This is a genomic window from Vibrio sp. NFR (assembly GCF_027587095.1).
In the GTDB taxonomy this organism is placed as follows: domain Bacteria; phylum Pseudomonadota; class Gammaproteobacteria; order Enterobacterales; family Vibrionaceae; genus Vibrio; species Vibrio harveyi.
On sequence record NZ_JAPPTN010000003.1, the window covers coordinates 82730 to 106203 of the forward strand.

At 46.0% G+C, this 23474-nt stretch carries 14 protein-coding genes; 12 read left to right on the forward strand and 2 right to left on the reverse strand.

The features are described from left to right. Positions 1-452: 452 nt before the first annotated feature. The 10 genes from gltB (OH463_RS06880) to OH463_RS06925 all read left to right on the forward strand — a co-directional run bounded on the left by gltB (OH463_RS06880) (position 453) and on the right by OH463_RS06925 (position 17575). The gene (gene gltB / locus OH463_RS06880; RefSeq protein WP_269990926.1) at positions 453-5003 is read left to right on the forward strand and encodes a glutamate synthase large subunit; all 4551 of its coding nucleotides are present in this window, start codon (positions 453-455) and stop codon (positions 5001-5003) included. Next, positions 5003-6472, forward strand: coding sequence for a glutamate synthase subunit beta (locus OH463_RS06885; RefSeq protein WP_269990927.1), 1470 nt, complete (start codon positions 5003-5005; stop codon positions 6470-6472). The genes gltB (OH463_RS06880) and OH463_RS06885 overlap by 1 nt, the downstream gene beginning before the upstream one ends. Positions 6473-6924: 452 nt before the next feature. Further along, positions 6925-11388, forward strand: a complete 4464-nt coding sequence (gene gltB, locus OH463_RS06890) for a glutamate synthase large subunit (protein WP_269990928.1) — start codon at positions 6925-6927, stop codon at positions 11386-11388. A gap of 20 nt (positions 11389-11408) precedes the next feature. Next, on the forward strand, positions 11409-12821 hold the full coding sequence (locus OH463_RS06895; protein WP_005447834.1) for an FAD-dependent oxidoreductase: 1413 nt from the start codon (positions 11409-11411) through the stop codon (positions 12819-12821). Between the two features lie 91 nt (positions 12822-12912). Continuing rightward, entirely contained in the window at positions 12913-13341 is a 429-nt protein-coding gene (locus tag OH463_RS06900; RefSeq protein ID WP_005447833.1) for a DUF1499 domain-containing protein, read from the forward strand. A 65-nt stretch (positions 13342-13406) separates the two neighbouring features. After that, positions 13407-14102, forward strand: a complete 696-nt coding sequence (gene mtnN, locus OH463_RS06905) for a 5'-methylthioadenosine/S-adenosylhomocysteine nucleosidase (protein ID WP_005447825.1) — start codon at positions 13407-13409, stop codon at positions 14100-14102. A 14-nt stretch (positions 14103-14116) separates the two neighbouring features. Further along, the gene (locus OH463_RS06910; RefSeq protein ID WP_009697615.1) at positions 14117-15070 is read left to right on the forward strand and encodes a cobalamin biosynthesis family protein; all 954 of its coding nucleotides are present in this window, start codon (positions 14117-14119) and stop codon (positions 15068-15070) included. After that, positions 15070-15894: a vitamin B12 ABC transporter substrate-binding protein BtuF gene (gene btuF, locus OH463_RS06915; protein WP_269990993.1), complete on the forward strand. Its 825-nt coding sequence runs from the start codon at positions 15070-15072 to the stop codon at positions 15892-15894. Before OH463_RS06910 ends, btuF begins: the two co-directional genes overlap by 1 nt. A gap of 77 nt (positions 15895-15971) precedes the next feature. Then, complete coding sequence (locus OH463_RS06920; protein WP_017190089.1) at positions 15972-16592, forward strand: TRIC cation channel family protein; 621 nt, start codon at positions 15972-15974, stop codon at positions 16590-16592. Between the two features lie 122 nt (positions 16593-16714). Continuing rightward, positions 16715-17575 (forward strand): LysR family transcriptional regulator, encoded by an 861-nt coding sequence (locus OH463_RS06925; RefSeq protein WP_017190088.1) that lies wholly within the window; start codon positions 16715-16717, stop codon positions 17573-17575. Here the strand turns inward: OH463_RS06925 and OH463_RS06930 are convergent. Next, positions 17511-18290, reverse strand: coding sequence for a TSUP family transporter (locus OH463_RS06930; RefSeq protein ID WP_017190087.1), 780 nt, complete (start codon positions 18288-18290; stop codon positions 17511-17513). The two genes, OH463_RS06925 and OH463_RS06930, sit on opposite strands and share 65 nt — an antisense overlap. Positions 18291-18714: 424 nt before the next feature. On the opposite strand from OH463_RS06930, the gene OH463_RS06935 reads away from it, so the two are divergent. Together OH463_RS06935 and OH463_RS06940 are read left to right on the forward strand one after the other, a co-directional pair. Beyond that, positions 18715-19143: a hypothetical protein gene (locus OH463_RS06935; RefSeq protein ID WP_269990929.1), complete on the forward strand. Its 429-nt coding sequence runs from the start codon at positions 18715-18717 to the stop codon at positions 19141-19143. 622 nt (positions 19144-19765) lie between these two features. Continuing rightward, positions 19766-20158, forward strand: coding sequence for a hypothetical protein (locus tag OH463_RS06940; protein WP_171904759.1), 393 nt, complete (start codon positions 19766-19768; stop codon positions 20156-20158). An 81-nt stretch (positions 20159-20239) separates the two neighbouring features. Here OH463_RS06940 and carB read toward each other — a convergent pair whose 3' ends face one another. Beyond that, on the reverse strand, positions 20240-23473 hold the full coding sequence (gene carB / locus OH463_RS06945) for a carbamoyl-phosphate synthase large subunit (protein WP_005447814.1): 3234 nt from the start codon (positions 23471-23473) through the stop codon (positions 20240-20242). Between the last annotated feature and the right edge of the window lies 1 nt (position 23474).

Sequence of the window (23474 nt, forward strand, 5' to 3'; positions counted from 1 at the left end):
AACAGGTGGCGGTGCGAAATCAATAAAACTGCATAAAACCAACTTAAAACCTGCAATGTTGCGTAAATGTTAAACAAAAAGTGAATATTTAAACGAAAAATTGGGTCACAAAGACGACTTTTCGTTGCATTTCGAAGTCACAAAATTGTAGGATACTTACACAACCCCGTCGTTTTTGTGACTTTTATTACAACATCAACTGCGGGAATTGTCGGCGTTATCCCGCTCCCACCTATATAAGTCACTAAATTGTGGCAATAAATAAAGGGATATCACCAAGGATTGTTTTTCTCGCAAAATTTTTCCTGCGAGATACGGAAAGGAATCAAGACTGGTCAACCTCGATCAGTGGCGAATCATAAATATAAAGGACAAGACGTACAGAGCGTACCTAAGACAGTCGAGATCTGTCCGGGGTTCTTGCGTCGACATTGAACTGGAAGGATGTATCTATGGTAGATAGAGAGCAAAATTCACAGGGTCTGTACACTCCGGAACTGGAGCATGACGCTTGTGGTATCGGTTTTGTTGCTCACCTTAAAAACCGTAAATCTCATGAAGTAGTGACTCAAGCATTGGATATGCTGGCTCGCATGGAACACCGTGGTGGTCAAGGTTGTGACCCATGCAGCGGTGATGGTGCGGGTATCTTGCTACAAAAACCTCATGAATTCCTATTAGAAGAAGCCGTTAAGCTAGGCATTAAACTGCCTTCGTTCGAAAAGTATGGTGTTGGTGTCGTTCTTTTCCCGAAAGACGAATACAAACGCGAACAATGCAGAGATATTCTAGAACGCAACGCACAGCGTCTAGACCTCGAAGTTATCGGCTACCGCGTTTTGCCAACCGACAACTCAATGATCGGTGCTGACCCGCTAAGCACTGAGCCTCAGTTTGAGCATGTGTTTATCTCTGGTGGCCCAGGCATCACACCTGAAGAGCTAGAACGCAAACTGTACGTACTTCGTAACTACACTGTGCGAGTTTGCCTAGAAAGCGTTTCGAACATTGGTGACGACTTCTACATTAACTCAATGTCTTACAAGACATTGGTGTACAAAGGTCAGTTAACAACCGAGCAAGTACCTCAGTATTTCCTTGATCTGCAAAACCCAACCATGGTGACAGCACTGGCACTGGTACACTCTCGTTTCTCTACCAATACCTTCCCGAAATGGCGTCTTGCACAGCCTTTCCGTTACATTGCCCACAATGGTGAAATTAATACAGTTCGCGGTAACTTGAACTGGATGAAAGCCCGTGAAGCAATCTTAGAATCAGACCTATTTACTCAGGCTGAAATCGACATGCTTCTTCCAATCTGTCAGGAAGGTAGCTCGGATTCATCTAACTTCGATATGGCACTTGAGCTCCTAGTTCTTTCTGGTCGTAGCCTGCCACACGCATTGATGATGATGATCCCGGAAGCATGGCAAGAAAACAAAAACATGGATCCTAAACGTCGCGCGTTCTATCAGTACCACGCGAACATCATGGAACCATGGGATGGTCCAGCTTCAGTATGTTTTACTGACGGTGTTCAAGTTGGTGCGACACTCGACCGTAACGGTTTGCGCCCTTCTCGCTACACAGTGACCAAAGACAACTTCCTAGTGATGGCATCAGAATCTGGTGTTGTGGATATTGAACCAGAGAACGTAGAGTTCCGTGGGCGTCTACAGCCAGGTCGTATCTTCGTTGCTGACCTAGAGCAAGGTCGCATCATCTCTGATGAAGAAGTGAAAGACACCATTGCAACGGCGCAGCCTTACGAGAAGTGGGTAGAAGAAAACCTACTGAGCTTGAAGAAGCTGCCAGATGCAAGCAACCAGTTCAGCCAACCTTCTCCTGAGCGTTTGTTGCACCGTCAACAAGCTTTCGGTGTGAGCACTGAAGAAGTGAACGAAATCATCGTTCCAATGGCGAATGATGCGAAAGAGCCATTATCAGCCATGGGTGCAGACTGGCCTCTTGCGGTTCTATCTCATCAGTCTCAACATCTTTCAAACTACTTCAAGCAACTGTTCGCACAGGTAACCAACCCACCGATCGACCCGATCCGTGAGCGTATGGTTATGTCACTGAACACTTACTTGGGTAAAGACCAAAACCTTCTGACTGAAACACCACTTCACTGTCAGAAAGTAGAATTGGAATCGCCTGTTCTGGCGAACTCTGAGCTTGAGAAATTGCGTGCGATCGATAACGAGCACCTACAAGCGAAGACACTGGATATCGTGTTCCAAGCTAATGAAGATCAAGGCAAGCTTGAGCGCGCTCTAAAACGTATCTGCCAATACGCAGAAGACGCGGTTATCGATGGTTACTCAATCATCCTATTAACTGACCGTGCAGTAAATTCAAACCACGCGGCGATCCCAGCAATGCTGGCAGTTGGCGCAGTGCACCACCACTTGATCCGTAAAGGTCTACGTGCGAAGTGTGACATCGTGGTTGAAACCGGTGACGCACGTGAAACGCACCACTTTGCAACGCTACTTGGTTACGGTGCGAATGCGGTTAACCCTTACCTAGTGATTGAAACCATCATTGAGCTTCAACGTACGAAGAAGTTGGATCCAGAAGCGAACCCTCGCGATCTGTTCAACAACTACCGTAAAGCGATCAATGGCGGTCTTCTGAAGATCTTCTCGAAGATGGGTATCTCTACGCTACAGTCATACCACGGTGCGCAAATCTTCGAAGCCTTGGGTATCCACAAATCAGTGGTCGACAAGTACTTCACAGGTACGGTTTCTCGTATCCAAGGTCTAACCCTTGATGATATCGCCAAAGAAGTACTTATCCGTCACCGCATCGGTTACCCACAACGCGAAATCCCAATTCAAATGCTGGATGTAGGCGGTGTTTACCAATGGAAACAGCGTGGCGAGAAGCACCTCTTCAACCCAGAAACCATTTCTCTACTGCAAGAGTCTACGCGCAACAAGAACTACGATCAGTTCAAGCAATATGCGACAGCCGTAGATAAGCAAGGCGACAACGCGGTAACCCTGCGCAGCCAACTTGAGTTCATTAAGAACCCAGCAGGTTCTATCTCTATCGACGACGTCGAGCCAATTGAAAGCATCGTGAAACGCTTCGCGACCGGTGCTATGTCATTCGGTTCTATTTCTTACGAAGCACACTCCACACTGGCTGTTGCTATGAACCGCCTTGGCGCGAAATCGAACTCTGGTGAAGGTGGTGAAGACCCAATGCGTTTCGAGCGTAAAGAGAACGGCGATTGGGAACGCTCTGCGATCAAGCAGGTGGCTTCAGGTCGTTTCGGCGTAACCTCTTACTACCTAACTAACGCTGAAGAGCTGCAAATCAAAATGGCTCAAGGTGCGAAGCCAGGTGAAGGTGGTCAGCTACCAGGTGATAAAGTAGACGACTGGATCGGTGCAACACGTCACTCAACTCCGGGCGTCGGTCTTATCTCACCACCGCCACACCACGATATCTACTCAATCGAAGATTTGGCTCAGCTGATCTACGACTTGAAGAATGCGAACCGCGCAGGTCGTGTAAACGTGAAGCTGGTATCAGAAGCAGGCGTAGGTACGATCGCTTCTGGTGTAGCGAAAGCGAAAGCGGACGTTGTACTTATCGCAGGTTTCGACGGTGGTACAGGTGCATCCCCAATGTCTTCAATCCGTCATACAGGTCTTCCTTGGGAACTTGGCTTGGCAGAAACGCACCAAACACTACTGAAGAACGGTCTACGTAACCGTATCGTGGTTCAAGCGGATGGTCAGATGAAGACACCTCGCGACCTTGCAGTGGCAACACTACTCGGTGCAGAAGAATGGGGCGTGGCAACCGCAGCATTGGTGGTTGAAGGTTGTATCATGATGCGTAAGTGTCATAAGAACACATGTCCTGTTGGTATCGCGACTCAAAACAAGACGCTTCGTGAGCGCTTTGATGGTCGCGTAGAAGACGTCGTAACCTTCTTCCAATACATGGCACAAGGTCTGCGTGAAATCATGGCTGAACTTGGCTTCCGCACTATCGATGAGATGGTCGGTCAAGGTCAGAAGCTGAAGATTCGCCAAGACGTTTCTCACTGGAAATACAAGAACCTAGATCTGTCTCCTGTTCTCCACGTTGAACAGCCACGCGAAGCCGATGGCGTATTCAACCAAGCTCAGCAGAACCACAACCTAGAAGAAGTACTAGACCGCAAGCTGATTCAAGCAGCTATCCCGGCACTCGAGAAAGGCGAAGCGGTGAATGCCGAATTCCCTATCGTTAACACGGACCGCTCTGCAGGTACCATGTTGTCGAACGAAATCTCGAAAGTGTACAAAGATGCGGGTCTACCTCAACCAATGAACGTGAAGTTCAAAGGCTCTGCGGGTCAGTCATTCGGTGCATTCCTCGCTAAAGGCGTGAAGTTCGAAGTGGAAGGCGATGCGAATGACTACTGGGGTAAAGGCTTATCTGGCGGTACGTTGGTACTTTACCCAGACGCAAAATCAAGCATTGTCGCAGAAGACAACATCGTGGTTGGTAACGTGTGTTTCTACGGTGCAACTTCGGGCGAGTCTTTCATTCGCGGCATGGCTGGCGAACGTTTCTGTGTTCGTAACTCAGGCGCAAAAGTAGTAGTAGAAGGCGTCGGTGACCACGGTTGTGAATACATGACTGGTGGTGCTGCAATTATCCTTGGCTCAACAGGTCGTAACTTTGCCGCAGGTATGAGTGGCGGCGTGGCTTACGTGTGGGATAAATCAGGTGACTTTGAGTCGAAACTGAACCCAGAGCTAGTAGACCTAGATCCAATCGAGCAAGAAGACAGAGATCTATTACTCGACATGCTAACTAAGCATGTTCAATTCACAGGAAGTGAAGTCGCTCAGTCTTTCCTAAACAATTTTGAAGCTAGCCTAGCCTCTATGGTTAAGGTAATGCCGCGTGACTACAAAGCGGTTCTTCAAAAGCGTAAAGCTGAAGCACAGTCTCAAGGAAACGAAACTCAAGCGGAGGCCGTATAATGGGTAAGCCTACTGGATTTTTAGAGCATGGTCGTGAACTACCACAGAAGATCGACCCAGCTGAACGCATCAAGAACAACAAAGAGTTCGTTCTGAACGAGGAGTTTGGTGACAAGATCAATACTCAGGCTTCTCGTTGTATGGATTGTGGTGTGCCGTTTTGTCATAACGGCTGCCCTATCGGTAACATCATCCCAGAGTTTAATGACGCAGTTTATCGTGATAGCTGGGAAGAAGCATGGAACATTCTAAGCTCGACTAATAACTTCCCTGAGTTTACTGGTCGTGTTTGCCCAGCACCATGTGAAAGTGCTTGTGTACTTGGCATCAACCAAGACCCGATCACTATCTGTAATATCGAGAAAACCATCGTAGAAACGGCGTATCGAGAAGGGTACGCCAAACCAAAAACACCACGCTCTCGCACAGGTAAAACTGTTGCGATCATCGGTTCAGGTCCTGCAGGTCTTGCGGCTGCCGAGCAGCTAAATAGCGCGGGTCATACTGTGACTGTATTCGAGCGAGACGAGAAAGTGGGTGGTCTACTGCGTTTTGGTATCCCAGACTTCAAACTGGGTATGGATGTGATTGACCGCAAAATCAACTTGATGGCAAAAGCGGGTATCGAATTCAAAGTAAACCAACACGTTGGTGTCGATGTGAATGCTCAGCAACTACGTCAAGAATTCGATGTGGTTCTGCTGACTGGTGGCTCAACTGTTCCACGTGATTTGCCCGTTCCGGGTCGTGAACTAAAAGGCGTCCATTTTGCAATGGAGTTCCTAGGTCAAAACAACCGTCGTGCCAATGATATGGATCTTAAGGGTGAAGAACTTCACGCTGCGGGTAAGCATGTTGTGGTGATCGGTGGTGGTGATACCGGCTCTGACTGTGTGGGTACATCTAACCGTCATGGCGCAGCAAGCATCACTCAGGTTGAAATCATGCCGATTCCACCAGAGAAGCGCCCGGCTAACATGCCATGGCCACAGTACCCAATGATTCTACGTACTTCGACCTCTCATGAAGAAGGTGTTGATCGTCACTGGAACATCCTGACCAAAGAGTTCATTGGCAATGACAAGGGTGAAGTTACAGGTCTTCGTTTAGCTGACATCGTTTGGCAAGATGCGAAACTAGGCGAACGTCCGAGCTTCAAAGAAGTAGAAGGCAGTGAGCGAGTTATCCCATGTGATATGGCATTCCTAGCGATGGGCTTCCTGCACCCAGAACCAACAGGTGTACTTGCTCAATTGGATATTGCACTCGATGATCGCGGTAATGTAGCAACCCAAGGTTTTGCTACAAACCAAGAAGGCGTATTTGCAGCTGGTGATATGCGAACAGGACAATCTCTGGTTGTTCGTTGTATCAACGAAGGTCGTGAATGTGCCCGTGCTATCGATGACTATTTAATGGGTGGCACAAACCTAGAAGCAAAAGCAGATTCACTGATGCTTTCTGCGTAAAGGGAGTGTTCTCACTTCCTCTTTCTGAGCATTAAACCCAGCCATCAGTAGTATCGATGGCTGGTAGCAAAGAAAGAAAACAGTTCCTTCCAACCTTTTTATTTTGACCAGCATTTTGTGCTGGTCTTTTTTATTCCTGTCAGAATCAAATGTTACTTTTTTGTAACAATCGTTTTTCTATCTAACTGAATTTATTAGATTATTTTAGCCAATTAAATGGTAAATCGCATATTCACGTGATTATTCACTAATAACTTGACCTTTTTTACAATAAGCTATAGCTTGTGAAGTTGGTGAAAATAAAACACACAATTTTTGTTAAGATATTTGACGAATTTTATTGAATAGATATACATAAAACTTAGAAAGTGACGCATAGTTAGTCATCATTATCAACTTGAGCAGTGTTGATATATCTGTCGGGATGACAGATAAGCAAAGGGAGAATTGCAATGGCTCTTTATGATCCAAGTCTTGAGAAAGACAACTGTGGATTTGGCTTAATCGCGCACATGGAAGGCGAGCAAAGTCACAAGCTGGTACGTACAGCAATTTCTGCACTTGATCGCATGACCCACCGTGGTGGCATCGCCGCCGATGGAAAAACCGGTGATGGTTGTGGTCTTCTTCTACAAAAGCCCGATTCCTATTTACGCCTTATCGCCGAAGAAAATGGATTCAACCTTGGCAAGCAATACGCCGTGGGGATGATTTTCTTTAACCAAGATCCGGTGAAAGCTCAACTCACCAAAGACATCGTAAACAAAGAACTGGCTCAAGAGACCTTAACCGTAGCGGGCTGGCGTGAGGTTCCAACTAATTCAGAAGTACTCGGTCCGATCGCTGCTGATTCACTTCCAGACATTCAACAAGTCTTTATCTCTGCACCAGCAGGTTGGCGCGAGCGTGACATTGAACGTCGCCTCTATATCGCACGCCGTCGCATCGAGAAACAAATTACAGAAGATCCTGACTTCTACATCTGTAGCTTGTCAACGCAAGTTCTGGTGTACAAAGGTTTGTGCATGCCTGCGGACTTACCGCGCTTCTATCTTGATCTTGCTGATCTACGCATGGAATCTGCTATCTGCCTGTTCCACCAGCGTTTTTCAACCAATACTCAACCTCGTTGGCCTCTGGCTCAACCGTTCCGTTACCTCGCTCATAATGGTGAGATCAATACCATTGAAGGTAACCGCCAATGGGCTCGCGCTCGTGCTTACAAGTTTTCATCGCCACTGTTGCCAGATCTTCAAACTGCAGCACCATTTGTGAACGAGACAGGCTCTGACTCTTCCAGCTTGGATAATATGTTGGATCTCTTTTTAGCAGGCGGTATGGATATCTTCCGTGCCATGCGCATGCTTGTGCCACCAGCATGGCAAAACCACCCAGATATGGACCCAGATCTGCGAGCGTTTTATGACTTCAACTCCAAACATATGGAGCCATGGGATGGTCCGGCAGGTATCGTTCTGTCCGATGGTCGATACGCCGCATGTAACTTAGATCGTAATGGTCTGCGTCCTGCACGTTATGTGATAACTAAAGACAGGCTGATCACTCTAGCATCAGAGATCGGCATTTGGGATTACGCTCCGGATGAGGTTGCCGAAAAAGGGCGCGTTGGTCCAGGCGAACTGCTGGTTGTCGATACTCGCAAAGGCAAACTATGGCAATCAAGTGAGATCGATAACGATCTGAAATCTCGCCACCCTTATCGCGAATGGATGGAAAACAACGTTCGCAAACTCACGCCTTTTGCTCAATTACCAGAAGAGCAAGTTGGCGAGCGCAGCTTTGATGAAGACTTGCTTAAGACTTACCAAAAGCAATTCGCCATGAGCAACGAAGAAGTCGATCAGGTGTTGCGCGTTCTCGGTGATATGGGACAAGAAGCGGTCGGCTCTATGGGTGATGACACCCCGATGGCCGTCTTATCCTCTAAAGAGCGCTTGGTGACTGACTATTTCCGTCAGAAGTTCGCGCAGGTAACCAACCCGCCGATCGATCCACTGCGTGAAAAACACGTGATGTCACTAGCAACCAGCATCGGTCAAGAGATGAATGTCTTCTGTGAAACTGATGGACACGCGCACCGAGTAACCTTCGATTCACCAGTGTTACTTTACTCAGACATGCAGCAATTACTCGAGCTTGGAGACAATTACTATCGTAATACCATTCTCGATATCAACTACGATCCACAACAGAAAGATCTTAAACAAGCCATTGATGATCTGTGTGAGCAAGCAGAACACGTGGTGCGTGAAGGCACTGTGCTAGTGGTGCTTTCGGATCGTGCTTTAGTTAAAGGCAAACTGCCAATTCCTGCAGCAATGGCGGTCGGTGCCGTTCAAACTCGCCTGATCGATGCGAACTTACGTTGTGATGCCAACATTGTTGTTGAAACAGCCACGGCACGTGACCCACACCAATTTGCCGTCTTGCTTGGATTTGGTGCCACTGCCGTTTACCCATACCTTGCTTATGAAGCACTAGGTAAACTCATTGATGATAAAGCGCTAGAAAAAGACTATCGCGATGTGATGCAAAACTACCAATACGGCATCAACAAAGGCCTGTACAAGATCATGTCGAAAATGGGGATTTCTACCATCGCCTCTTACCGTTGCTCACAACTGTTTGAAGCAGTTGGCTTGAGCCAAGAAGTGGTCGATTTGTGCTTTAAAGGTGCAACAACTCGTATTGAAGGCGCAAATTTCGACGACTTCCAACAAGACTTGTACAACCTTTCTCGCAAAGCTTGGGCGAAACGTAAAGCCATCGAGCATGGTGGTTTATTGAAATATGTCCACGGTGGTGAATATCACGCCTACAATCCAGACGTGGTTGGCACACTGCAAACTGCGGTGAAATCAGGCGAAAGCAACGATTATCAGAGCTTTGCTAAACAGGTGAACCAACGTCCTGTTGCCATGCTACGTGACTTAATGGCGTTGAAAAAATCAGATTCCCCATTACCACTTGAGCAAATCGAGCCAAGCACAGAACTCTTCAAACGTTTTGACTCGGCGGCAATGTCCATTGGTGCACTTAGCCCAGAAGCACACGAAGCACTTGCAACAGCGATGAACCGTCTCGGAGGCTACTCTAACTCAGGTGAAGGTGGTGAAGATCCACGTCGCTTCGGTACAGAGCGTAACTCACGCATCAAGCAGATTGCTTCCGGGCGATTTGGGGTTACGCCTCACTATCTAACCAATGCGGACGTACTGCAGATCAAGGTCGCACAGGGTGCGAAGCCAGGTGAAGGTGGTCAGTTACCGGGACACAAAGTCACCGCAGAAATCGCAAAACTGCGTTATTCGGTACAGGGGGTGACTCTGATCTCCCCTCCTCCACACCACGATATTTATTCGATTGAAGACTTAGCCCAGCTGATCTTCGACCTAAAACAAGTCAATCCAAACGCATTGGTTTCGGTGAAGTTAGTTTCTGAGCCAGGCGTCGGCACCATCGCAACAGGTGTAGCAAAGGCCTACGCTGATCTCATTACCATCTCGGGTTACGACGGTGGTACTGCAGCAAGCCCACTAACCTCAGTGAAATACGCAGGTAGCCCTTGGGAATTGGGACTGGCAGAGACACAACAAGCACTGGTTGCTAATGGTCTACGTCATAAGATTCGTCTACAGGTAGATGGTGGTCTAAAAACCGGTCTGGACGTGGTGAAAGCGGCAATTCTCGGTGCCGAAAGCTTCGGTTTTGGTACTGCGCCAATGGTGGCAATGGGTTGTAAGTTCCTACGTATTTGTCACCTCAACAACTGTGCTACTGGCGTTGCAACTCAAGACGAGACGCTGCGTAAAGAGTACTTCAAAGGTCTTCCGGAAATGGTGATGAACTACTTCATTGGTCTGGCGGACGAAGTACGCGGATTACTCTCTGAACTTGGTGTTGAAAAACTGACTGACTTGATCGGTCGTACCGATTTATTGGAGACCGTTGAAGGTCTGACAGCAAAACAAACCAAGCTGGATTTGTCGAATATCCTTGAGGCACCAGTCTCTCCAGAAGGGCACCCTCTTTATTGGACACAGCCAAATACACCATTTGATAAAGCAGAGCTAAACAACAAGATCATTGAAGACGCGCTGCAAGCGGTTGAGAAACGTCAATCTGCTAGCTTCTTCTACAACGTGATCAACACCGACCGTTCTGTTGGTGCTCGTCTATCAGGTGAAATCGCTCAGCGTTACGGCAACCAAGGCATGGCGGCAACGCCAATCAAACTGCATTTGGATGGCACCGCTGGTCAGTCATTTGGCGTTTGGAACGCAGGTGGCGTAGAGCTTTACCTCACTGGTGATGCCAACGACTACGTAGGTAAAGGCATGGCTGGCGGTAAGGTGGTTATCAAACCTCACCTTGGCACTGCATTTAAGTGTAATGAAGCAACCATCATTGGTAACACCTGTCTGTACGGTGCGACCGGCGGTAAACTGTTTGCGGCAGGTAAAGCAGGTGAGCGTTTCGGCGTACGTAACTCAGGTACGATTGCCGTCATTGAAGGCGCTGGTGATAACGCTTGTGAGTACATGACCGGTGGTATTGTTGCCATTCTAGGCGCGACTGGCGTGAACTTCGGCGCAGGCATGACCGGCGGGTTTGCATACGTATTGGATGAGAACCAAGACTTCCAAGGTCGCGTGAACAACGAATCGGTTGAAGCGATATCTCTGTCAGATCTCTACATCCACCAAGAGCACTTGCGTGGTCTGATTGCCGAACATCTCGAAGAAACCGGCTCTAGCCACGCAGAAGATATCTTGGCGAACTTTGATGAATGGATTCCAAAGTTCTACTTGGTGAAACCACAAGCGGCGGACTTGCGCACGCTACTTGGTCACCAGAGTCGCAGTGCCGCAGAACTGCGCGTTCAAGCCCAGTAATCATGGAGGATGTTTGAATCATGAGTCAGAACGTTTATCAATTTATCGATGTTCAACGCGTAGATCCTGCGAAGAAGCCTATCAAAGTTCGTAAGATCGAATTCGTTGAAATCTATGAACCATTTACCAAGCAACAAGCGACTGCGCAGGCGGATCGCTGCTTGGATTGTGGTAACCCATATTGTGAATGGAAGTGCCCAGTACACAACTACATCCCACAATGGCTAAAGCTTGCCAATGAAGGTCGTATCCTCGAAGCCGTAGAGCTATCGCACCAAACTAACAGCTTGCCTGAAGTTTGTGGTCGAGTGTGTCCGCAAGATCGTCTATGTGAGGGCTCTTGTACTCTCAATGAAGACTTTGGCGCCGTCACTATAGGTAACGTTGAAAAATACATTACCGACAAAGCCTTCGAAATGGGCTGGAAGCCTGACATGTCTAAGGTGGAGTGGACCGATAAAAAGGTTGCCATCATTGGTGCAGGTCCAGCAGGCTTGGCTGCTGCTGATATCTTAGTGCGCAATGGCGTGAAACCTGTCGTATTTGACCGCTACCCTGAAATTGGAGGCCTACTGACCTTCGGTATCCCTTCGTTCAAACTTGAAAAAGGCGTGATGGAAAACCGCCGCCGCGTCTTCACCGAGATGGGCGTAGAGTTCCAGATGAATGTCGAAGTAGGTAAAGATGTGCAGATGCAAGAACTGCTTGATGAGTACGATGCCGTCTTTTTGGGGGTTGGTACTTACAAGTACATGCGTGCGGGACTAGAAAATGAAGGTGCACCGGGTGTTTACGATGCTCTGCCATTCTTGATTTCAAATACTTACAAGGTCATGGGCTTGGAGCACGACAAACCTTTTATCGACATGGCAAAGCAGCGCGTAGTTGTACTCGGCGGTGGTGATACCGCGATGGACTGTGTTCGTACCTCTATTCGCCAAGGCGCGTCAAACGTGGTATGTGCTTACCGTCGTGATGAAGCTAATATGCCCGGCTCTCGCCGCGAGGTGAAAAACGCCAAAGAAGAAGGCGTGAAGTTTATGTTCAACCTTCAGCCTTTAGGAATTGAAGTCGATGCGTCAGGTAAGGTCTCGGGGGTCAAAGTGGTGAAAACCGCTCTTGGTGAGCCTGATGAAGCGGGTCGTCGCCGTCCAGAGCCCGTCGAAGGCAGCGAACACGTTCTACCGGCAGACGTCGTGATCATGGCGTTTGGTTTCCAGCCACACAAAATGGACTGGTTAGCTCCGTTTGATGTCGATTTAGATCAATGGGGTCGTATCAAAGCCCCTGCGAAACAAGAGTTCCAATTCCAGACCAGCAATGAAAAGATCTTCGCGGGTGGCGATGCGGTGCGAGGCTCTGATCTAGTCGTCACTGCAATTGATGAAGGACGAAAAGCAGCAGAAGGCATTCTCGATTACCTCGAAGTTTAATCACAGCTAACATCACAAAAAGGATCCTATTATTGGATCCTTTTTCTTTTGTATCCATATAATTAGAAGCAAAATTATAAGAGTAAATACAATGAAAAAAGCCGCTCTCCTTTCCATCACTTTGCTCGGCTTAACCGCTTGTAGCCAAGGAGTCACAACCATGACGGATCGTTCTCAATCACCTTGTGGTGACAAACCAAACTGCGTCTCCACTCAAGATACGCGTGCAGAATACAACCTAACGCCATTCACCCTGACTGATTCAGCGAACATCGATGCTATTGAGCAAATTGCACTTGAACTGCCAGGTGCGAAAACAGCGGTGAAAGAAGGCAACTACATACGCGTAGAGTGCACATCTAAAATCATGCGCTTTGTGGACGATTTAGAACTTAAGGTAGAAGGCGATCAGCTGATTGTTCGCTCAGAATCTCGTGTTGGCTATTCAGACTTTGGCGTGAACCGTAAGCGTGCTGAACAATTACGTTCACTGCTGATGAATGCTGAGTTAATCAAATAACGACCACATATTGGTGCAGAGTGGTATACTCTCGCCAACTTAAATTTTTATCGAAAGAGAGTGTTATGAAAGTTGGTATCATCGGTGCGATGGAACAAGAAGTCACCATCCTGAAAGAAGCAATGACAAACTGCCAAACAGTGAACAAAGCAGGTTGCACGTTTTTCTCTGGTCAGATTAACGACGTTGATGTGGTACTGCTTCAATCTGGCATCGGTAAAGTAGCAGCAGCAGTTGGTACAACCATTCTGCTAGACGAATACCAACCAGATGTGGTTATCAACACTGGCTCTGCGGGCGGTTTCGACTCAAGCCTAAACCTAGGCGACGTTGTTATCTCAACAGAAGTTCGTCACCACGATGCAGACGTAACCGCGTTTGGCTACGAAATGGGTCAAATGGCAGGTCAACCAGCGGCATTCAAAGCAGATGAGAAGCTAATGGACCTTGCTGAAAAAGCACTGGCTCAAATGGAAAACACTCACGCAGTTCGCGGCCTGATCTGTACTGGTGATGCGTTTGTTTGCACGGCAGAACGCCAAGAGTTTATCCGTAAACACTTCCCTTCAGTTATCGCTGTAGAAATGGAAGCATCTGCTATCGCTCAAACTTGTCACCAATTCAACACGCCGTTTGTTGTTGTGCGCGCTATCTCTGACGTAGCAGACAAAGAATCACCAATGAGCTTCGAAGAGTTCTTACCGCTAGCGGCGAAAAGCTCTTCAGAAATGGTATTCAAAATGTTGGAACTGACTAAGTAAGTCTGTCGAATTTCATGGAAGAAACCTTTCAGCAGTTTTATGCCAATGGTGCGCTCCTCGTCATGTGGGGCGCATTATTATTCCATCTCCTGCTCCCCATACCGCACGCTGCGCATCCAGTGACGCTTTGGCATAAATTCGCCGAGCAACTGGCTAACAAGGTCAATAACAACCACAACTACTCGCAAAGTATCATCTCTGGCGGACTCGCTCTTCTTCTTATGCTTGTGCCTTGCTTGATATTACTGCTCGCGATGAAGCCTTTAGTTTGGCAAGCACCGCTATTTGAACTGGCATTACTGCTGATTGCTCTTGACTGGCGAAACAATGAATCACTTGCTAAACAACTCGTCACCGCAATGTCGAATGAGAATAAAGTACAATGCCGAGCACTACTCAAGCCTTACCTGAACCGCGATACAGAGAGCTTATCGCTACTAGGCATTGGTAAAGCTGGAGCAGAAACCATCATCATGGGTTACGGACGTAACGTAGTGTGTGTGCTGTTTTGGTATGGAGTAACTGGTGGAATTGGCGCGTTGATGTATCGTCTTACTGCTGAGTTAGCTCGAGCATGGTCTCCTAGTCGACGTCAATATTCACCATTTGGCAAACCAGTTATTCAATTAACGGCGGTCCTAGAAATCATTCCATTACGCTTATTCGCGATGTTTATTGGTGCGGGTAAAAACGTATCAAGCGTTTCAACTGCTATGCTTCAACAAGCGAAATCTTGGCCGCTTCCTGGACCGGCATGGTTGTTGTGCTCGATTGGTAACAAGCTTCAATTGTCACTTGGTGGTCCAGCTTTGTATCAAGGACTGCGAGCCGAACGTGCAAAACTTGGGGGGCGTATTGCACCATCAGCCATTCATCTAGCGCAAATCCAAACACTGATAGTTTGGCGTATCTTTGCTTGGATAGTTATCCAAAGCCTAATTCTCGGATTCATTTATCAAGGACTATGATGAAAAAACTTTGCGTTGCCCTTCCTCTTATCTTCTCTGTTGTTTCTTTTGCCAATGAACCTGTTCAACGAGTCATCAGCTTAGCGCCACATGCAACAGAAATCGCCTATGCAGCTGGTCTTGGAGACAAGCTGATTGCGGTCAGTGAGATGAGTGACTACCCCGAGCAAGCCAAAGACCTAGAAAAAGTATCAAACTATCAAGGCATTAAACTCGAACGCATCATCGCCCTTCAACCCGATTTAGTTATCGCTTGGCCTGCAGGTAATCCAGCCAAAGAACTTGATAAACTCAAGCAGTTTGGCATTCCGATTTACTACTCAACAACAGGAACGTTGGAGGATATTGCCAAGAATATTGAACAACTCAGCCGATACAGTGAGAAGCCGGAAGTAGGACGAAAAGCCGCTGAAGATTTTCGTGCACAGTTAGAAGCGTTAAAAGAAAAGTACAATACCGAAGATAAAGTTAGGTACTTCTATCAGTTGAGTGAAAAACCGATCATCACCGTTGCGGGCAAGAACTGGCCAAGTGAAGTCTTCACCTTCTGTGGTGGTGAAAATATCTTTGCCAAAGGCAGTGCCCCTTACCCACAAGTCAGCATCGAGCAAGTGATTACTCGCCAGCCTGAAGTACTGTTTACCTCTCGCCATGCCATGAGTAATGATGGAATGTGGGCAGAATGGAAGAGCGACATCCCTGCATTAAAAAATGGTCATGTTTGGTCACTTAATTCCGATTGGATCAACCGCCCGACCCCAAGAACCTTAAACGCGATCACAGAGGTGTGTGAACACTTTGAAAGCGTTCGGCAAAAACGCTAACGTTTTCGTTGGAAATCCCGTACAATTTCCGTCCCATTTCTGTTCCCCCACAATTTGTTTATAAGGTACCAAGTAACATGGACTCCATGCTGCTTTATATGATCGATTTATTCGGTACTGCTGTCTTTGCGGTTTCTGGAGTTTTGCTCGCAGGCCGATTAAAGATGGATCCTTTCGGTGTGATCGTGCTCGGTAGTGTGACTGCTATTGGCGGTGGCACTATTCGTGATATGGCGCTTGGCGCTACCCCAGTATTCTGGATTACTGACACGACCTATCTATGGGTAATTTTCATTACCTGTTTATTAACCATGATTTTAGTTCGTCGCCCTAAACGTCTACCTTGGTGGGTCCTTCCTGTATGTGACGCAATTGGTTTGGCAGTATTTGTTGGTATCGGTGTTGAAAAAGCCCTAGCTTACAATGCATCCGGCATGGTGGCAGTTATCATGGGCGTCATTACTGGCTGTGGCGGCGGCATCATTCGCGATGTGCTAGCACGTGAAGTGCCGATGGTTTTGAGAAGCGAAGTCTATGCGACAGCATGTATCATCGGTGGTATTTTTCACACGACCGCATTGAGCATGGGTCATGACCACTCTTTCGCCCTACTTGCAGGCGTCGTTTCAACATTGATTATTCGCCTTGGGGCGATTCGCTGGCACTTATCACTGCCAACCTTCGCCATAAATCGATAATGTTCACCTATTGATTGAAAAGAGCCGTCATAACCGACGGCTTTTTTTTGGTAAACGTCAGTCGCTTCTGATTCTGAGCTTAGTTATATTAAGGCTATTATTCCCAACATTCATGGATAGACATGTTACTGGAAGGCATCGAAACACTATTAGTTTTAAGCAAAGCGAAAACCATGAGCCGCACAGGGAGTTTGCTGTATATCAGCCAATCTGCGGTAAGTAAACGCATCGCGAATCTAGAGAAAAAACTGGGAAAGAAACTTGTCGAACCATCGGGTAGAACCATAAAACTCACACCAGATGGCATGGCTTTGATCGAAAATATTGGTCCCTCTTTTAATGAGTTACGTGGTCTTATCTATGAACAGCAAGAACTAGAAGATACGTCTTTAATCACCCTCGATAGCTCAAAGTCTCTCATTGCAGGTTATCTCGGGAAAACGATTGGTGATTACCTCAAACAAGACCAGTACTTAACCATAACCACTAACCACAGCCCTAGAATCGTTGAGCGAGTTCAATCCGGTAAAGCGACCGTTGGGCTTTGTGCAGGACTATTGCCACCGCATCATGGTTTGATGGCTTTCCACTTATGTGATGAGCCTTTTTTCCTCGTTAGTGATCAACCACTGTATACGCTCCCGAAAAAAGTAATCACAAATGATTTAACCAATCCATCCAATAGCTACCAACTGCCAGCATTAGAGAAAATCGGTATTAAGCCATTGATGGAAATGGATGCCTACACAGCGGCAGCCCAACTCGCACTGGGAGGAGCAGCTCCTGCATTAATCCCGCTATCAATCGTCAGAGCGTTGAAGATTCCTGGCGATAACTGCTTTATGTTTGAGCCACTGACCTCTTTGATTCGACCAATTCATATCTGCGTTAGGCAGAACGTGTACCAGTCACCAAGAGTTAAAACAGTGATAGAAACCATTGGTGATGTTGTTGCCAAAGAAGTTTTGTCGCCATCAACATAGACATGGTAATGACTAAAGGTCGAATCCATTTTTGACCTTTGGTGACGACAACTTTGGCACCAAGCTGAGCACCAATAAAGCCACCTACGGCCATGGTAAGGCCGATTTCCCACACAGGTAAACCAGCAAGAATAAAGAACAGTAGCGCCGCAATGTTTGAGGTGAAGTTAAGAATCTTAGTGCGGGCAGTCGCATCAACCAGTGAAAAGTGACCTAGTGCGACAAAACAAAGAGCAAAGATAGAGCCAGTGCCTGGTCCAAAGAAACCATCGTAGAAGCCTACGCCCCCACCAACACACAAAGCAAACATCGCTTCAGAAAGCTTGGGGTCACCTTCAGCCGCTTTCGAGGTTGAAGAAAGCAAAAAGTAGAGAGAAATCGCGATCAGCAAGACTGGGATAAGACTAGTGAGCACACCGGCATCGATAAACTGCACAGCCTCTGCACCAATGGCAGAACCAATAAAGGTACATAGAATCGCTAAGCGCATCTCTTTCAGGCTAACAATACCATTACGCACAAAGTACCAACTGGCAGAAAAGCTTCCAAACGAGCTTTGGAGTTTGTTGGTCGCCAATGCCTGAGTAGGACTTAACCCTGCGGCCAACAAAGCAGGGAGCGTCAAGAGACCACCGCCACCAGCCATCGCATCAATAAATCCCGCAGCAGATGCGACAAAAAACAATGCAATTAAGATTTCGAACGTAACTTCCACTTGTGCGTCCTTGTAAATATTTGTAACCAAGATGGAACAACGATAGCACTGTCTGACAGACGAACAAAAGGAAACTCAAGACACCAACCTATTCCAGGTTTTCATCATTTAACTTAAAAAACAATAAATAACAAAATAGATTATTACACAAAGACTTTTAACTCCGCCCATTAAATAACAAATATGCCTTATCCCCATCAATTAATTGATGCAAAATAATTATTAATCCATAAAAATAAAACGCTATGTATCATAGTAACCTCTCAAGAGAAATTATCTAGAAAAATATATTCTTATATGAAGTTTAATCTCTAAGTTAAGAAGCCATTCAAAATATGATAAAGTTCAAGCCTTAATGAGGACATTGGAAATTTAAATTAAATAATTTATAAAAATCAAAACTGGATGAGGAGATATCTTTAAAATGAATAACAACAAAAAAAGGTTAGAAAACAAAACATATATATTTCTATCCGCTATAATTTTCTCCACGTTAGGAGTTTCAATGATACACATGTCATTTAATGAAATATTTAATTTCATCAGAAACATAGAGATTGAAGAGAGAAGTGTGAATTTTTCACGTTCATCCATAGCCTTAACTTCTGGGTCAATATTATTTATACTTTTCTCCTGCTACTCTTTAGTTGCATTAATTAGAGATAAAAAATTCTCCAAAGAAACAAATAAAGTGACATTAAAAATATTTTTTATAATATTCTTCACATCTATAATATCACCATACCCTGTTAGCTACTATTTAGAAAAAGTAGCACTGGAAAATGGATATAAATACTCAGATAAATTAAGTCAATCCTGGCTGTATGATAAGAACTACGTTTATATAAAGTGATAAGAATTAGAAAACCAATATTATTTGGATTAATCATCCTCTACATTCGATAAGAATAGGTTGTGATACTAGAAATGGAATATTAACACATGAGTAAATGGGTATTATGATGAAGCATGGTAACTACGATAGAACGCAAGCATTATTCTACTTGATACTCTTACTCACATCATCAATCTCTCTATTTATATACTCATTTAAAGGTATCGTCGACTTCTATGACAATATAGTCACCAAAAGTGAAATAGCAACCTTTGATCAAGTATATGTATATATGTTTGGAGCGAGTTTCATTCTTTTTGAATGCTTGAGAATACTAGTTATCTCAATTATATCAAACAACTTTTTGACTAAGGGCCAATTCAAAAAATCAAGTGAGATTTTTTTAGCACTCTCCATAACTACTTTTTTATCATTATACCCTGCAATTATCTTAGCTGATGTATTTGCTAAGTCTAATAACTATATATTTAGCAAAGACGAATCAACTTACAATTTTTTATTGGAGAAAAGATCATACAAAATAAAAAATAGAGTTTAATGTATGGAGCGCGACTCCTTATAAATTACTCTCGAAATCGGATACATATCAAGTTTCAACTTAAGAATTAAAGAGGGTCGCATGACTAAATGGTTTCTCCCTATTGCTTTATATCTATGCTTGACTGTAGGTCTAGCAATAAGCCTAAACATCTGGAATGAATGGTTTTCTATCAAGCGAAGAATTGGGGTTGATATTTACTTAATTCTCTTCGGCACAATAACTGCAATAGTAATATGTGTTCCAAACATTCTAACGATTAGCAAAGGCTTGAGTATTGCAGCTAAGGTAAATTTGATCACTATTGCATTTATTCTGGTTACTTGTAGCTCTAATTTTGTTATTGCAAATGGCAGTGCTATTTCTTCATCTTTAGGGACGTTACTTTCAGCCATTAGTTTGATGCTGTACAAAAGTCCGCTCTATCAGGCTTTCTTAGCGCACTTCAATTCTCTCCATTTTAAGCAACCTTAAAGACAAAAAAGCCCGCTCAAATGAGCGGGCAATGAGGTTGTCATATAAGCCCTATTTTTCGGGCTTACTGATTTTTATCTATTACGCTTCTAGGCTAGCTTTCACTTTTGCGTGTAGCTCTTGAACCGAAGTTACTGTGCTCTTCGCATCTGCCGTGTGTGCCATACAAGTCGCGAATGCAGCGTTTAGCGTTGTCGTGTAGTTCACTTTCTCAGCTAGTGCACCGCGACGCAGAACTTTAGAGTCTTCAATCGCTTGACGACCAGCAGCCGTGTTTACGATGTAGGTGTACTCGTTGTTCTTAATACGGTCAAGAATGTGAGGGCGACCTTCGTGTACTTTGTTTACTAGACGTGGGTTAATGCCCGCTTCACCAAGAATGACAGCTGTACCGTGTGTTGCATCCAACTGGTAACCAAGTTTTGTCAACTTAGACGCTAGGTCCACAACGCGCTCTTTGTCACCTGCACGAACAGAAAGAAGTGCACGACCACCTTCTGGGTAAATGTTACCACAACCCAATTCTGCTTTCGCGTAAGCTTCTGCAAACGTCGCACCAACACCCATAACTTCACCAGTAGAGCGCATTTCAGGACCCAACAGCGGGTCAACACCTGGGAACTTATTGAATGGCAGTACAACTTCTTTTACAGAGTAGTACGGTGGGATGATTTCTTTCGTAAAGCCTTGAGACTCTAGCGATTGACCCGCCATTACACGCGCAGCAATCTTAGCGATTGGCGCACCAGTTGCTTTAGATACGAACGGTACCGTACGCGCTGCACGAGGGTTAACCTCGATTAGGTATACTTGGTTGTTCTTAACCGCGAACTGCGTGTTCATCAGACCACGAACACCCAATTCAAACGCTAGCTTTTCAACTTGCTCACGCATTACGTCTTGGATTTCTTGGCTTAGCGTGTATGCAGGAAGAGAACATGCTGAGTCACCTGAGTGAACACCCGCTTGCTCGATGTGCTCCATGATACCGCCGATAACCACACGCTCACCGTCACAGATAGCATCGATATCGACTTCAACTGCGTCGTCTAGGAAGCTATCTAGTAGTACTGGAGATTCGTTTGATACGCTTACTGCTTCGTTGAAGTAGCGACGTAAGTCTTGCTCGTCGTATACGATTTCCATCGCACGACCACCAAGTACGTAAGAAGGACGTACAACCAGTGGGTAACCGATTTCACGAGATTTCTCTACTGCTTGCTCCATCGTCGTTACTGTCGCGTTCTCTGGCTGTAGAAGACCTAGACGGTCGACAGCAACTTGGAAACGCTCACGGTCTTCTGCACGGTCGATTGCATCAGGGCTAGTACCGATGATTGGCACGCCAGCAGCTTCAAGTGCACGAGCCAGTTTAAGTGGTGTTTGACCACCGTACTGAACGATAACACCTTTTGGTTTCTCAACACGTGCGATTGCTAAGACGTCTTCCAGTGTTACTGGTTCGAAGTACAAACGGTCAGATGTATCGTAGTCTGTTGAAACAGTCTCAGGGTTACAGTTAACCATGATAGTTTCGTAGCCATCTTCACGTAGTGCTAGCGATGCGTGTACACAACAGTAGTCAAATTCAATACCTTGACCGATACGGTTTGGACCACCGCCTAGAATCATGATCTTGTCTTTGTCTGTTGGGTTAGCTTCACACTCGTCATCGTAAGATGAGTACATGTAAGCTGTATCAGATGAGAACTCAGCCGCACACGTATCAACACGCTTGTACACTGGGTGAATATCGTACTGGTCACGTAGACGACGGATTTCGCTTTCCGCAACACCTAGAATCTTAGATAGGCGCGCATCAGCAAAACCTTTACGCTTCAGCTTGTTAAGTTCTTCTTTGTTTAGACCAGCGAAACCTTTTGCTTTTAGCTCTTGCTCAAGCTTCACGATGTCTTCGATTTGAACTAGGAACCAGCGGTCAATTTGCGTTAGGTTGAATACGCCATCGACTGACATACCCGCACGGAATGCATCCGCGATGTACCAAATACGCTCTGCGCCTGCTTCTTTCAGCTCATGACGAATTTTCGTCAGAGCGTCTGGTGCATCTAGGTCAACCATCTCGTCAAAACCAGTCGCGCCAACTTCTAAACCGCGAAGTGCTTTTTGTAGTGACTCTTGTTGGTTACGACCAATTGCCATTACCTCACCAACTGACTTCATTTGCGTCGTTAGACGGTCATTAGCACCTGCAAATTTCTCGAAGTTAAAGCGAGGAATCTTAGTTACTACGTAGTCGATGGTTGGTTCGAATGATGCTGGTGTAGCGCCACCAGTAATGTCGTTCATTAGCTCGTCTAGTGTAAAGCCAACAGCCAGTTTCGCTGCAATCTTAGCGATTGGGAAACCTGTTGCTTTTGAAGCTAGAGCAGAAGAGCGAGATACACGTGGGTTCATCTCGATGATAACCATGCGGCCATCTTTCGGGTTGATACCAAACTGTACGTTAGAACCACCAGTTTCAACACCGATCTCACGCAGTACCGCTAGAGATGCGTTACGCATTAGCTGGTATTCTTTGTCTGTTAGTGTTTGCGCTGGTGCAACCGTGATTGAGTCACCCGTGTGGATACCCATTGGATCGAAGTTTTCAATCGCACATACGATGATACAGTTGTCCGCTTTGTCGCGAACCACTTCCATCTCGTACTCTTTCCAACCAATAAGAGACTCATCGATTAGAAGTTCGTTAGTTGGCGACAGGTCTAGACCGCGACGACAGATTTCTTCGAACTCTTCTTTGTTGTATGCGATACCGCCACCAGTACCACCCATAGTAAATGATGGACGGATGATACAAGGGAAGCCAACCATATCGAGCACAGCGTAAGCTTCTTCCATCGTTTTAGCAGTATCCGCACGTGGACACTCAAGGCCGATAGACTTCATCGCTTTATCGAAACGAGAGCGGTCTTCCGCTTTGTCGATTGCATCAGCCGTTGCGCCAATCATCTCAACGCCGAACTCTTCTAGAACGCCGTATTTCTCTAGGTCTAGAGCACAGTTCAATGCAGTTTGACCACCCATTGTTGGTAGTACTGCATCTGGCTTTTCTTTCGCGATGATATTGCGAACCACTTCCCATTGGATTGGTTCAATGTAAGTTGCATCCGCCATGTCTGGGTCAGTCATGATGGTTGCAGGGTTAGAGTTCACTAGGATAACTCGGTAACCCTCTTCACGCAGTGCTTTACACGCTTGTGCGCCAGAGTAGTCAAACTCACATGCCTGACCGATAACAATCGGACCAGCACCAAGAATAAGAATACTTTGAATGTCAGTACGTTTTGGCATT